The sequence below is a fragment of the Undibacterium sp. Di26W genome, from assembly GCF_049340265.1.
Taxonomy (GTDB): Bacteria; Pseudomonadota; Gammaproteobacteria; order Burkholderiales; family Burkholderiaceae_D; genus Undibacterium.
Map to the genome: position 1 here is coordinate 213,425 of NZ_JBMPOR010000001.1, position 13,097 is coordinate 226,521.

The 13,097-nt window shown below is 57.7% G+C and carries 13 protein-coding genes; 5 read left to right on the top strand and 8 right to left on the bottom strand.

All coding sequences use genetic code 11. The features are described 5' to 3' along the window. Positions 1-14: 14 nt before the first annotated feature. Together pcaB and ACO0LM_RS00905 are read left to right on the top strand one after the other, a co-directional pair. On the top strand, positions 15-1,418 hold the full coding sequence (pcaB, locus tag ACO0LM_RS00900; protein ID WP_423033427.1) for a 3-carboxy-cis,cis-muconate cycloisomerase: 1,404 nt from the start codon (positions 15-17) through the stop codon (positions 1,416-1,418). Continuing rightward, positions 1,415-2,677 (top strand): alpha/beta fold hydrolase, encoded by a 1,263-nt coding sequence (locus tag ACO0LM_RS00905; protein WP_423033429.1) that lies wholly within the window; start codon positions 1,415-1,417, stop codon positions 2,675-2,677. Before pcaB ends, ACO0LM_RS00905 begins: the two co-directional genes overlap by 4 nt. A gap of 174 nt (positions 2,678-2,851) precedes the next feature. Here the strand turns inward: ACO0LM_RS00905 and ACO0LM_RS00910 are convergent, their stop codons facing one another. Then, positions 2,852-3,604, bottom strand: a complete 753-nt coding sequence (locus ACO0LM_RS00910; RefSeq protein WP_423033431.1) for an SDR family oxidoreductase — start codon at positions 3,602-3,604, stop codon at positions 2,852-2,854. Positions 3,605-3,748: 144 nt separating this feature from the next. On the opposite strand from ACO0LM_RS00910, the gene ACO0LM_RS00915 reads away from it, so the two are divergent. After that, complete coding sequence (locus ACO0LM_RS00915) at positions 3,749-4,657, top strand: LysR family transcriptional regulator (protein WP_423033433.1); 909 nt, start codon at positions 3,749-3,751, stop codon at positions 4,655-4,657. A 505-nt stretch (positions 4,658-5,162) separates the two neighbouring features. Here ACO0LM_RS00915 and ACO0LM_RS00920 read toward each other — a convergent pair. After that, positions 5,163-5,855 (bottom strand): TfoX/Sxy family protein, encoded by a 693-nt coding sequence (locus ACO0LM_RS00920; RefSeq protein ID WP_423033435.1) that lies wholly within the window; start codon positions 5,853-5,855, stop codon positions 5,163-5,165. A 229-nt stretch (positions 5,856-6,084) separates the two neighbouring features. Further along, positions 6,085-6,516 (bottom strand): YybH family protein, encoded by a 432-nt coding sequence (locus ACO0LM_RS00925; protein ID WP_423004507.1) that lies wholly within the window; start codon positions 6,514-6,516, stop codon positions 6,085-6,087. A 144-nt stretch (positions 6,517-6,660) separates the two neighbouring features. Here ACO0LM_RS00925 and ACO0LM_RS00930 point away from each other — a divergent pair, with 144 nt between their 5' ends. Beyond that, positions 6,661-7,626 carry a helix-turn-helix transcriptional regulator gene (locus ACO0LM_RS00930; RefSeq protein WP_423033437.1) on the top strand — a complete coding sequence of 322 codons (966 nt, stop codon included), beginning with the start codon at positions 6,661-6,663 and terminating at the stop codon, positions 7,624-7,626. A 290-nt stretch (positions 7,627-7,916) separates the two neighbouring features. Here ACO0LM_RS00930 and ACO0LM_RS00935 read toward each other — a convergent pair whose 3' ends face one another. Together ACO0LM_RS00935 and ACO0LM_RS00940 are read right to left on the bottom strand one after the other, a co-directional pair. Next, positions 7,917-8,888 carry a PDR/VanB family oxidoreductase gene (locus ACO0LM_RS00935; RefSeq protein ID WP_423033439.1) on the bottom strand — a complete coding sequence of 324 codons (972 nt, stop codon included), beginning with the start codon at positions 8,886-8,888 and terminating at the stop codon, positions 7,917-7,919. Continuing rightward, positions 8,885-9,916 (bottom strand): Rieske 2Fe-2S domain-containing protein, encoded by a 1,032-nt coding sequence (locus ACO0LM_RS00940; protein ID WP_423033441.1) that lies wholly within the window; start codon positions 9,914-9,916, stop codon positions 8,885-8,887. Before ACO0LM_RS00940 ends, ACO0LM_RS00935 begins: the two co-directional genes overlap by 4 nt. 131 nt (positions 9,917-10,047) lie before the next feature. On the opposite strand from ACO0LM_RS00940, the gene ACO0LM_RS00945 reads away from it, so the two are divergent. Then, the gene (locus ACO0LM_RS00945; protein WP_423033443.1) at positions 10,048-10,542 is read left to right on the top strand and encodes a MarR family winged helix-turn-helix transcriptional regulator; all 495 of its coding nucleotides are present in this window, start codon (positions 10,048-10,050) and stop codon (positions 10,540-10,542) included. A 90-nt stretch (positions 10,543-10,632) separates the two neighbouring features. On the opposite strand, the gene ACO0LM_RS00950 is transcribed toward ACO0LM_RS00945, so the two are convergent. Genes ACO0LM_RS00950 through ACO0LM_RS00960 form a run of 3 tightly spaced genes read right to left on the bottom strand, consistent with a single transcriptional unit; the run spans position 10,633 to position 13,089 of the window. Continuing rightward, positions 10,633-11,334 carry an ABC transporter ATP-binding protein gene (locus tag ACO0LM_RS00950; protein WP_423033973.1) on the bottom strand — a complete coding sequence of 234 codons (702 nt, stop codon included), beginning with the start codon at positions 11,332-11,334 and terminating at the stop codon, positions 10,633-10,635. Beyond that, on the bottom strand, positions 11,327-12,112 hold the full coding sequence (locus tag ACO0LM_RS00955) for an ABC transporter ATP-binding protein (RefSeq protein ID WP_423033445.1): 786 nt from the start codon (positions 12,110-12,112) through the stop codon (positions 11,327-11,329). The genes ACO0LM_RS00950 and ACO0LM_RS00955 overlap by 8 nt, the downstream gene beginning before the upstream one ends. Beyond that, complete coding sequence (locus ACO0LM_RS00960) at positions 12,109-13,089, bottom strand: branched-chain amino acid ABC transporter permease (RefSeq protein ID WP_423033975.1); 981 nt, start codon at positions 13,087-13,089, stop codon at positions 12,109-12,111. The genes ACO0LM_RS00955 and ACO0LM_RS00960 overlap by 4 nt, the downstream gene beginning before the upstream one ends. Between the last annotated feature and the right edge of the window lie 8 nt (positions 13,090-13,097).

Below are 13,097 nucleotides of genomic sequence, written 5' to 3' on the forward strand. Positions count from 1 at the left end.
GCAGCGGAGTTCTCTTGAGCGTATCCATTTTCGATAACTTCCTTACCACGCCGGACATGATCGCCGTCTTTGACGATGCAGCGATCGTGCAAGCCATGTTGCGCTTTGAAGCAGCGCTGGCACAGGCCCAGTCTGAGGAAGGCTTGCTTCCGGCGGCGACGGCGCGTGCCATTGCTGGCGTCTGCAATGCGCAGCTTTATGACATTCCGGCCATCGTCAATGCTGGCCGCCGCGCCGGCAGTCTGGCGATACCGCTGGTGCATGAACTGACACGCACCGTGGCGCTGTACGATGCAGAAGCGGCGACGCGCGTCCATTGGGGCAGCACCAGCCAGGACGTGATCGACACCGCCATGGTGCTGGCCACGCGTGATGCACTGCAGTGGCTGGACGATGGCTTGCATGACCTGACCGGGCGGCTGCTGCAGTTGGCAGACCAGCACATCGCGACGCCGGTGCTGGCACGCACGCTGATGCAACCGGCGCAAGTCAGCAGTTTTGGCTTCAAAGTGGCTGGTTGGCTGGCACCGCTGGTGCGTGCACGCGCACGCCTGCGCGAGTGCGCGGCACGGGCCCTGCAACTGCAATTGGGTGGCGCAGTCGGCACCCTGGCCGTAATGGGTGAGCAAGGCGCTGCGGTGGCGGCACGCGTGGCCATTGATCTGGGCCTGAAGGTGGCGGACGCCGCCTGGCACACCCAACGCGACGAATGGGTGCGACTGGGGCTGGAAGTCGCAGTCCTGACGGGTAGCCTGGGCAAGATCGCGACCGATGTCAGTCTGATGGCACAAGGTGAAATCGCCGAACTGGCTGAACCGTCTGGCCAGGGGCGTGGCGGTTCTTCTGCCATGCCGCACAAACGCAATCCGGTATCGTCCATGATCACGCTGGCGGCAGCCATCCGCACGCCGCAGCATGGTGCGGCGCTACTGGCCAGCATGGGGCAGCAACACGAACGCGGGCTGGGTAACTGGCAAGCCGAACTTGCCGAGTGGCCCGGTCTGTTTCTTAGCGCGCACGGCGCGTTACAGGCACTGAACGACGCTTTTGCAGGCTTGCAAGTGGATACTGGCCGTATGCTACGCAATATCGACGCTCTGCAAGGGCTGGTATTTGCCGAAGCAGCATCGGCGGCACTGGCAGCCAGCATTGGCCGTCCGGCGGCTCACCGGTTGCTGGAACAAATGAGCGGCGAAGCGCTGGCCAACCGGCGTCATTTGGCGGATGTGCTGGCTGATGCGGTACAAGCCGACGCCAGCTTGCGCCAACAAGTTGATCTGCCCGCCCTGGCGGCACTATTCGATCCCGTCGCCGCTACCGCACCGGCACAGCGTCTGGCACGGCAACAGCTGGACCGCCTGCGCAGCGACATTGCGGCACAAAATACTACCCACTTTTATCACAGGACTATCGCATGAGCTTTGATCCTATCGACCACGATTTTGAGCGTGGACTACACAATCGCCGCAGCATCCTGGGCGATGCCTGGGTGGACCGCTCGCTGGCCGGCGCCAACAGCTTCAACGCCGAATTTCAGAACCTGATCACCCGCTTTGCCTGGAATGAAATCTGGGGCCGCCCAGGTCTGGAGCAACAGACCCGGCGTGCCATTGTCCTTGCCATCACAATTGCGCTGGGACGCTGGGAAGAATTCGATCTGCATGTGCGGGCCGCACTGCTGGGCGATGACACTAGCCGCCTGACGCCGGACCAGTTGAAAGAGGTCTTGATACAGTCAGCCATCTATGCTGGCGTGCCTGCTGCCAACACCGCGTTTACCCATGCACAAGTGATCTTGCGTGAAGTGGGGCCACAGATCGGCTATGAACTTGCCCCGCTGTCACCGTATGCTACCTGCCACCCCGGCATTGGTCACGCTGACCGTAGCACTGGTCAACCGGCACTGCACTACACTACCCGCTTGCCACGCAACGGCAAGGTGCCGCGCCATACGGTGGTACTGAGCCATGCACTGGGTTGTGACCTGAGCATGTGGGACGACCTCGCCAAACTGCTGGCTGAAGATTGCCGGGTGATCGCCTACGACCATCGCGGCCACGGCAGTTCCGAAACACCCGCAGGCATGTACAACATGGCCGATCTGGCCAACGATGCAGCAAGCCTGCTGCGTGAACTGGATACCGGGCCGGTCGTCTGGATAGGCTTGTCGCTGGGTGGGATGGTGGGGCAAGAACTGGCACTCCGCCATCCGTCGCTGATACGGGCACTGGTGCTGGCCCATACGACTTCAGGCTATCCCGATGCCGCGCGGGAGGCCTGGCGCCAGCGTATCGCTACCGTGCGCGAGGGTGGCATCGAAGCCATCGCCGATGCTGTGATGGGCCGTTATTTTCATGAGCAGTTTCGCATCGATCACGCAGCCACGGTCGCCCGTTTTCGCCGCCGGGTGGTCAGCACAGATGCAGCAGGCTATATTGCTTGCTGTCATGCGGTCGGTGCAGTCGATACAACTGCCCGGCTGGACGCTATCACCGCGCCGACGCTGGTGATTGCTGGCGAGCTGGACCAGGGCACACCAGTGGAGATGGCGCGCACACTGGTGGCCAACATCCCCGGTGCGCAGTTGACGATGCTGGCTCAGGCTTCGCATCTGGGCTATGTCGAACAACCGCAAGCCTTCACGCTGGCTGTCCGGGAATTTATCGGCACACTGTGAACCGATTAGTAAACCGATGCTGGCCATCAGAGGGTCCGCCGGGCACGGATAGACGCTTAAGTCCAGACGGCGCCATGAAGAGGATTAATCGCCAACAGTGCTTTCTGATCCGGCAAATGCTGGCGCAGGCAGAAAGAGGCGGCATGAGAGCGCTCCTTCATGTGTCGTCTGCAATCAGCCGTTCAGCGTGCGGCCGCCGTCAACGATGATTTCGGAGCCGACAGTCCATCGGGACTCGTCGGAAGCGAGATACAGCACCGCCTTGGCCACTTCCTCGGGCGTGCCGAAGCGACCGAACGGAATGCTTGCGGCAATGTCCTTGTTGACCTGGTCACGGTAGGCATCAGGGATACCGAGCTTGTCGTACAGCGGCGTTTCAACCGGGCCAGGACTGACGGCGTTGATGCGAATGCCGCGTGCTAGCAGTTCGCTCGAAAGCGTCTTCGACATGTTCAGAAATGCAGCCTTGGTCGCGGCATATACCGACGAATGTGCCGCGCCGACATGCGCGTTGACCGACGTATTGAGCACCACCGATGCGGGGTTCGCGAAGACAGGCAACAGCGCCTGGATGAGGAAGTACGGCCCCTTGACGTTGATGTCGAACGAGCGGTCGAACATTTCTTCCGTCCACGCTTCGATCGGCACCCAAACGGATACGCCGACATTGAGAAAGGCGACATCGAGCTGGCCATAGTGCGCCTGGACGGCTTGTGCCAATTCCTTCTGAGCGGCCACGTTGGCAGAATCTGCGCGCAGTACCAAAACCTCGGTGCCAAGTTCCGCCTTGGCCTTTTCAATGGAATCCGGATTGACGCCAGTGACGATGACGCGTGCGCCTTCGGCGAGGAACTGCTTGGCTGTTTCGAGGCCAATGCCACTGGTGCCACCGGTGATGAGTGTACGTTTGCCTTGCAAGCGGGACATAAAAGTTCTCCTGTAGATGATTCGTGGCCAACCAAGCTTGGCTGACCTGCCGTGAGGAGAACTATGCGCTCATGCTTGAAATTCGATAAGATAGCGTTTTTGCATATGTTTCATGCTTGTAGTGCATGAATAGGAGATTTAACTTTGGACCTGTTTCTTGTGATGACGTGCTTCGCGCGTGCGGTGGAGACGGGCAGCTTTTCCGCTGCCGGTCGCGACTTGGGCTTGGGGCAACCGAACGTCAGTCGCTATGTGGCGGCGCTGGAAGAACATCTACAAACTCGACTGCTGCACCGGTCAACGCGCAAGCTTGTCCTCACGCCAGAGGGAGAACGCTACTATGCGGAAGTCCGGCGCATACTTGACGCCGTGGACGAGTCAGAATCGTCCTTCAGGGAGAACGTCGATCCGTCCGGATTGCTGCGCGTCGCCTGCCCGACCGCTCTGGCCCATGCATTTGTGTTGCCGCATGTCCCCGCTTTCCTGGAACGCTATCCAGGATTGGCGCTGGATCTACAGATCAATGATCGCTATGTGAGTCTGTTAGATGAAGGAGCTGAACTGGCGATTCGGATTGGGCATTTGGAAGACAGTGCACTGCGCGCGCGGCGCATCGGTTTGTTCGAGCGCGTTTTCGTAGCCAGTAAGGGCTATCTCGCTAAACGCGGCGTTCCCGTCACACCGGATGATCTACGCGGGCACGATTGTGTGATCTACACCCTGCTGTCGACAGGTACCACGTGGCGCTTCCGGGATACCCAGGTTCCGGTATCCGGCAGGCTCAGTGTCAACTCACCTGAGGCCGTACGCGAATCGGTCAATGCGGGACTAGGGATCGGACATGGACCGGAATGGCTTTTCGAGGAAGGGCTCAAGAACGGTAATTTGCTGTTGCTGCTGACGGAACACACTGCCCCTCCGGTCCCGGTTCAAATCATCTACGTTGCAAACAGGCTGCTGCCGACGCGGGCCGTGGTATTCATGGATTTCATTGCCGAAGTGTTTTCCCAGATTCCAGCTCTTAACGCCGTTCAGCTGCAAGTAGCGCAATAATCCTATCGACAGGAAGTGGTTATTCGCCAACCCCTTTAGTGGACTGTAACAATTGAAAACAGAGTGCCTTCCGCTTGCGCGACGACCATGGCTGCGTTGCAAATGCTCGCGATAGTTCACTATCGCTGTGCTTTGCGTCTTACCCTGATCGCCGGGCAAGCGTCTTTCACTTCTGTTTCAACTGTTACAGTCCACTAGCCCCTTGGGCTGACGGCTGGGCGACAGTCGTTGCCGCCCCCCGACGCGATTCACAATTGCCGGGTCGAGCCGTTCTCACAGATTGACTTGGCCGATAAGATCACCGAGTAAGCCGCCTTCTAGTGAAAAAACCGACGTGCGCCGTTCACCCGCCAGGGCATTTTTTCCAGCGTCAATAGCCGTCCAGGCTGCTGCCTGCACGGCAGTGGGCGACGGGAACGTCTCGCTGAACCAAAGAACGCGTGGCTGGCGCAAATTGTTCTAGCGAATCGGCCCTGGCAGCTTTCAGGAGCGCCGTCGCCGTGGATCAACCCTTCGCGCTCTTGACCGCCGCGCGGTTGGCGCGCTCAGCCCACTGCTGCAGTTGCTCATGATCCTCAGCCACGTGAGCGGGCACTTCCCAGTAAGATTTCAGCGCATGTTCGTCGCCTTCACTCACGTAGCCCAAGGCATGGGAACCTGCGGCCTCGTAATTCTTGCGCGAGTCGTCATCAACCTTGAAGTAGAGGCCTCCATGCCAAACCATGGCAAAGACATGACCGTGCCGATAGAGTCCGACGGCACCGAACAACGGCCGCGTCGTGATCTTCGCCCAGGAGGAGAGCTGATCTACGTAATGATCTGCAAGTTCTTGGGCCTTCCGGGATTGCTGGGTCATTGCTTGGGTCCTTTTTTTGAGATGGTTTGTCCGGCCCTTGGCCTGGATCGGCCTATCATGCACAGGCATGCTTTCGACGACCAACTGATAGGATGTATTGACCAGTTCAGTGATCAACTGCGGGGTGATGCCGCGGCCCGCACCGACGGAGATCCAGTGCCCCTTGTCCAGGTAACGTCCAAAAGTCACCGTTTGGAAGTGATCCCGCAGCGCGCTAGCATGGTCTGGATCGACTTTTAGTGTGATGATCCTCTCGTCGGGATCATCGGTGACGATCATGAAAACCTTATCGCCGACCTTGTACACGTCCAGCTTTTCCACGAATGGGCGGCCGTGGCTCACACCTGGCAGCGATGTCGCTACTTCTCGAGCCAGCGTCTGAAGTCGGCGCTGCGAAAGGCTTCTTGTACCTGACCTCTAGTCGCCGGAATCGCGCACGTTCATATGAACACCTGTCCCAATATGCCTGTAGGACTCGCGTGTTTTCGTCCTGGGAGCGCCTTGGCGCTGCTCCGTGCGTCTTTTGCCACGAGCTTGCCTTGCAAGGAGCGCGGAGAGCAGCGTTCCTCGATCAGGAGGCCGAGGGAATTGTCATGGACTGCGTTATCGCCCAATTCGAGTGAACGATACGCCATGCGCCCGTGATCTTCCGGTAAACTTCTGTCGAGTTCCAGGCACGTAGCAATTCTTCTGTGCCGTTGGCATCCACGACGTAGCTACGCAGGTTATAGCTTAGGACGGCCAGGTCACCCGCCTCGCTGGTGATCACATGTGGATTGAGATACTCACTGCGCACGATATGCGGGTTCTTATATAGCTTCTGGATGTGCGCGACGACGGCGTCGCGTCCCACCAGCATGCTCTCTAGAGCAGGATCGAAGTAGCTGATGTCATCATGGAAGTTGTCGAGATAACCGCGGTTGTCTCCCGCACTCCATCGCTCATTGATGGTGCGTTCCAACTCAAACACTTCCTGCTTGACCATTTCAAGATTGATGTTCATTGCTGATTTCCTTATTGTCTCTAAAAATGTTATTTTCTCTCACTGAGTGCAATCTATAAAGGCAGAAATTTGCATTTTTATGATACTTTTCGGACAATTTTTTTGTGACGGCTCGTGATCTCGCTGCTGGAAGGAGTCAATGAAATGATGGAAATATTAAGGAACCAGGTCCAGGAAATTCGTTATCGGCCCGAAGGTTTGTACCCCTATGGCCTGGAGGTGTTTCGTGTCTCAGATCTACGTCTAAGGACGAGCCGAGAAGGCATGCGCCGAACCTACGGCTACACGTTCTACATGCTGATACTCGTGACCGAGGGGCAGTGCAATCAAACGCTGGATTTCCAGCCTATCTCAGACGTGGCTGGGAGCCTGATCATGGTTCGCCCTGGGCAGGCACATAACTTTGGAGAATGCGAAGCGTGGGATGGCTGGATATTGTTGGTGCGTCCAGATTTTCTTTGGCCCACGTCCTCGCGTGAGAACCTTCGCTCTGGATTCGATATAGAACGCTTCCCAGCCGGCGTGCGCATTGATGCCAAGGATTTAGAGCGTGCAGAATACGCCATCCAATGGCTGAGACATGACGCGGCGCGAAATGACGAAAGCAGCTCAGAACGTGCGCGGCATGACATTGGGAAATCCGAGGAATTTATCGAGCACATGCAGTCTCATCTGCGATACGGCTTTTATGCGCTGGTTTCATGGATTGCCATTACCTATAGGGACAAGGGCTTGGACGATCTGCGCAAGCGACCGGCGTTGAGGCGTTTCCATCACTTCAAGGCATTGGTGGAGCAGCATTTTGTCGATTGGAGAAGCATCTCTACTTACGCCAGTGAAATGGGGTGCACCGAGAGAAGCCTCACCCGTGCGGCACAGGATGCCGAAGGCATTAGTGCCAAGGAGTATGTTTTAAGACGGCTTGGCCTGGAGGCGAAGCGTCTAATGGTACACACCGATTGGCCTGTCGGCGTCATTGCCGATCATCTTGGCTTCAAAGAGGCCACTCATTTTAGTAAATTCTTCCGGCGCATCAACGGATGCACGCCTCAGCAATTTCGATCCGCGAACGGGCATGGTGGAAGCGGGCGCTGTACCGTGCCCGAATAAGGCGACCTTATTGTTCTCGGTCTTCGGCAATGGTCCGAGTCGCAGCTTCCTGGTCGTGTTCAAAGTGAAATCCCCTTGGTGAGATCAGAGCAGCGTTAAGCATCGATGGCAGGCTCGAGCCGAAGTGTTTTCAAAGGTTCCTGCACTCAATGCACTCAATAATGGTAACTAAACCTGTCAATAAATCGTGTGGTTACAGAAGCATTTGGGTATTTTTACACAAATCGCGGTCGCTCCTCCATCAGGTCATTGTCCTTACGGATGATCTGATGGTCAACATGGAAGGCAAATTATAAATCCAGCAGCAAGATGGCAGTTTTGGCGCGTGAACAGCAAGGAGTAAACTGATTATTGGCAGCCTGCTCCGACTCGTCCAGATACAGGTCGCGGTGATCGGGCACGCCGTCCAGCACCCGTGTCAGGCAGGTACCACACACACCCTGCTCGCAAGATGCGGGAATGAACACGCCGGCATCGCTCAGCACCCGCAGCACCGTGCTATCGGGCGGAATGACATATACCTTGCCGCTCGAAGCCAGCCGCACTTCAAACGCCTGCTCACCTCCAGCCGCTGCAGTTGGAACCGCGACGGCACCGAAGTATTCCAGGTGCACCTGGTCTTGCGGCCAGTCGTGCGCTTTGACCGTGGCCTTTACATGATCGATGAAACCGGCTGGGCCGCACAGATAGATGTGGGTCTGACGGTCCAGTTGTGTCAGCAGCCTGGCCAGATCCAGTTTTTGCGCGGCATCCCCACCGTCGTAGTGAAAATACACTTGTGCCGCGAAGCGCGATGCTGCGATGCGCCGACGGAATGCAGTGCGCTCAGGTGAGCGTGTGCAATAGTGCATCTCGAACGAAGCCCCTTGTGCCGACAAGGCTTCCGCCATGGCAATAATCGGTGTGACGCCAATGCCACCCGCCAACAGCAGGCTGTGTTTGGCTACAGTCAGAGGGAAATGGTTCTTCGGTATGCTGATCTGCAAGGTGCCACCAGCTTGAATATGCTCATGCATGGCTTGCGATCCGCCACGTGATGCAGGGTCGCGTAACACGCCAATCAGGTAACGGTGACGTTCATGAGGCGGATTGCAGAGCGAGTATTGACGCACCAGGCCAGCGCCAATATGCACGTCAATATGTGAGCCAGCCGTAAACGCGGGTAGCAGTGTACCGTCCGTGCTGACCAATTCGTAACTGCAGATACCTTCTGCTTCGATGTGTTTGCGCTCTACCCGCACTTGCAGCAAGACGGCGCTCATATCGCCTGCTCCCGCTCCAGCCATTGATCCAGCACGCGACGTGACTGCACGCCGCCGGCATCGATATTCAACATCAGCAACTTGCGCTCGGGATGACGCAGGATATTGGCCTGCTGTCGCTCCAGCATCTCACGGTCTTCGCCGAAGATCTTGCCCTGGCCTTCACGGATGGTGGCGGTCAGTTCCTTGTCGTCCGGCCTGAAATTGCGCGCCATGCCCCAAAAGTACCAATGCGAGGTCTCGGTTTCTGGCGTAATGAAGTCCACCACTATGCTCGATGCCTTGTGTTGCAGATCGGCGTCGTAGCCGCCCTTGCCTGCGTGTGCGACGCCGACCTCGATCATCACATGACTGGGCGGCGTGAAGCGACAGATTTGCCAGCGGTCCACCGGCACGTCATCCGCCAAGCCATTGCCACGCAAGGCGGCGCGCCAGAACGGCGGTGCCATGATGTTTTCCATGAAACGGCTGGTGATGACTTCTTCGCCCTCGACGCGGGTATGGACAGGGGCTTCGTCAATCTCCTTTTGGCCAATGCTGGACGCATGCACATAGGTTTCGTGGGTCAGGTCCATCAGGTTATCGATCATCAGCCGGTATTCACAGTTGATGTGATACAGGCCGCCGCCGTAAGCCCATTCCGGACTGACCGCCCATTCCAGGTGGTGGATCTTGGCCGGATCGGCAAGTTCACGTTCGCCGGTCCATACCCAGATGAAACCATAGCGCTCCTCCACCGGATAACTGCGAATGCAGGGGAAACCGCGCACGCGCTGGCCCGGCATGCTGATCACCTTGCCGTCACAACCCATCTCCAGCCCATGGTAACCGCACACCAGTTGACCGTCGCGCACAAAACCCAGCGATAGCGGCGCACCGCGGTGCGGACAAAAATCCTCTACCGCCGCGACCTTGCCCTCCGGCCCGCGATAGAAGACGATAGGCTCACCGCAGATCTTGCGTCCTAATGGTTTATCTTCGATTTCATCCGGCGTGCAAGCCACATACCAGGTGTTTTTAGGGAACATCTCAGTCTCCTTTTCTAATTTTGAATTAATATTCAGTACACTGAATGTAGTAGAGTATAGACTGGAATTTGGCGATGTAAACGCCGCACATGAACTTTTTTACGTTGCAACGCACCAGTTGAGAAAGCGCTATGCAAAAAACAGAGAGCAAGCTGATTGACTTGTATGAACATCCGGGCCATTTGTTACGCCGCGCACAACAAATCTCGGTGTCGATTTTTTACGACGAAATGGGCACCGAACTGACACCAGTGCAGTACGCCATGCTGCGCAACCTTGAGAATCAAGAAGGTATAGACCAGGTATCGCTGTCTGCCATCAGTGGCATCGATACCTCGACTGGTGCCACCGTATGCGCACGACTGGAGGAAAAGGGGTTGCTGGAACGACGGGTCATCCCCACCAATCGCCGCCAGCGTGCACTGACCATTACCCGCGCTGGAGAACAACTGTTGAGCGACCTGATTCCCGGCGCGCAACGGTTGCGGCGTCGCTTACTGGCACCGCTCACGGATGGTGAGCAGCAACAATTCATGAAGCTGCTGAGCAAACTTGTGCAGGAAAACAACGAGCAAAGCCGCGCCCCACTCGCTGATAGCGCGGCGGTCGCGCGCGAGCTAAGCTGATGTAGTAAAGAATATCCGGTTCATCACGCAAGTGCACAGCGGTGCGGAGATATACAAGCCCAAATAAGCCGGCATTCGATTACCAATGCGTCAGGCTACTGCGACCAGACGGTCCAGCCTGTCACCATCGGCCAACAGGCTGGCACTGTCCGAATCGTGCACGATGCGCCCGCGATCAAGCACGATGGCGCGCTGAGTCAGTGACAGCGCCAGGCGCGCATGCTGCTCGACCACTATTACCGACATGCCTTCGTCCTGCACCAGCGTGCGGATCACCCGCAATAGTTCCTGCACGATGATGGGGGCCAGGCCTTCCATAGGCTCATCCAGCAGCAAGATGCGGGCGTTGGTCATCAGTGCACGGGCAATCGCCACCATCTGTTGCTCGCCACCGGACAACTGGTTACCCATGTTGGTACGGCGCTCGTACAGGCGCGGGAAAATCTGATATACCTTCTGCAGATTCCATGGACCGGGGCGGGCCACCACAGTCAGATGTTCTTCCACCGTCAATGAGGGAAACATATGCCGCTCTTGCGGTACCCAGCCAAGACCAGCACGCGCGCGCTGATGCGTGGGCATGCGCACGATGTCGCGCCCGGCCCAGCGTATGGTGCCGCTGTGCAGCCGCGTCAATCCCATCAGTGTCACCAACAGACTGGTTTTGCCGACACCGTTGCGACCGAGCAAGGCCAGGCTGTCGCCTTCGCGCAGTACGAAGGACACATCCTCCAGCACTACCGATTCACCATAGCCAGCGCAGACTTTATCAAGCGCCAACAATTCAGGCATATTCGGCATATTCGGCCTCCCCCAGATAGACTTCCCTGACACGCGGGTCTGCCGCGATTTCTGCCGGCGTGCCCTCAGTCAGCACCTTGCCAGAAACCAGGACCGTGATGCGGTCGGCGAAACGGAATACCAGTCCCATATCATGTTCAATAAACAGCAGTGTGACATCGCGCGGCAACTGGGACAGCACCTCGAACAGTTCCTTGCTTTCCGCCTGCGGGATGCCTGCTGCCGGTTCGTCCAATAGCAGGATGCGCGGCCTGGTGGCCAGCGCCAGTGCTATTTCCAGTAGTCGCTGTTTGCCATATGCCATGCTGCGTGTCATGCTGTTGGCCTGGTCGCTCAGCTTGAGTGTCGCCAACAGGGCCATCGCCTCATCAATGACATCGGCTTGCCTGGCTACTGTCTGGTACCAGACCGACTGCAGCCCGCGTCGCTCGCAAATCGCCAGTGCCACAGACTCCAATACCGTCATGCCCGCGAACAGGGTGTTGAGCTGGAAGGTACGTGTCATGCCACGTTGCACACGCCGGTGCTGTGGCAGATGGGTGATGTCTTCGCCGCCCAGATACACCTTACCGCTGCTGGGCATGAGACCGCCAGTCAGCAGATTGATGAAGGTGGTCTTGCCTGCACCATTGGGGCCGATCAGTGCATGGCGTGCGCCGGGGGCGAAGTTCAGGTTGATATCGCTATTGGCGACGAATGCGCCCCACTGCTTGCTCAAGCCTTTGGTGCGCAATGTGATGTCTGGGTTATTGTTATTGGCATGCTTCATGTTTGCTCCTTGCGCAGCCATGATTTGAAGCGATGGGCCAGTACTTCCAGGCCACCCAGAATGCCACCACGTGCAAACAGCACGATCACCACCAGCAGCAAGCCAATATAAAACTGCCAGTAAGCCGGATTGAGGCCGGACAGATAGTCCTGTGCCAGCATGAACACAGCTGCACCGATCAGCGCACCATACAGACGGCCAGTTCCGCCCAGCACCAGTATGATCAGCAGCTCGGCAGAGCGCGAAAAACCCAGCGAATCCAGCCCGACAAACTGTGTGGTTTGCGCCAACAGCGCTCCCGCCAAACCGGCCACTGTCGCGGCGACAGTGAATACAGCCACCAGGCGACGATTGACATTGACGCCCAGCGCAGGCATGCGGTGCACGCCCTCGCGGATGCCGATCAGGCTCAGACCGAACGGCGACTTCACCAGCCGGCGCAGCAACAAAAATACAAGAAATAGCACGGCCAGGCTGTAGCAGTACGCGACATTGCCGTTCAAATCGAACTCGAAGATGCCGAACAATTTACCGACCACCATGCCAGACAAGCCATCCACGCCACCAGTCAGGAAGGATGCCTTGTTGGCCGCTTCAAACAGCATCAGGCCGATACCCAGTGTGACCATCAGACGCGTCAAATCCTGGCCGCGCACCACCAGCCAGGCGGTAAGGAAACCAAACAGGCCAGCAATTGCAGCACCAGCCAGCAGGCCACTGAATGGTTCGCTCCAGCCGTGTACGGACAACAGGCCTGCGGCGTAGGCACCCAGACCGAAAAAGGCGGCGTGACCCAGCGAGACGATACCGGCATAGCCCAGCATCAGGTCCAGCGACAGCGCGAACAGGCCGGTGATCATGATCTGGCTGATCAGCACCAGGTAGCCTGGAAAAGCAAAATATGCTGCCACCGGCAGCAGCCAGAAAGCGACTTCCAGTGGCGTCCAGCGGTCATGGGGCAAACGGGGTACCGGCATGATCTGAG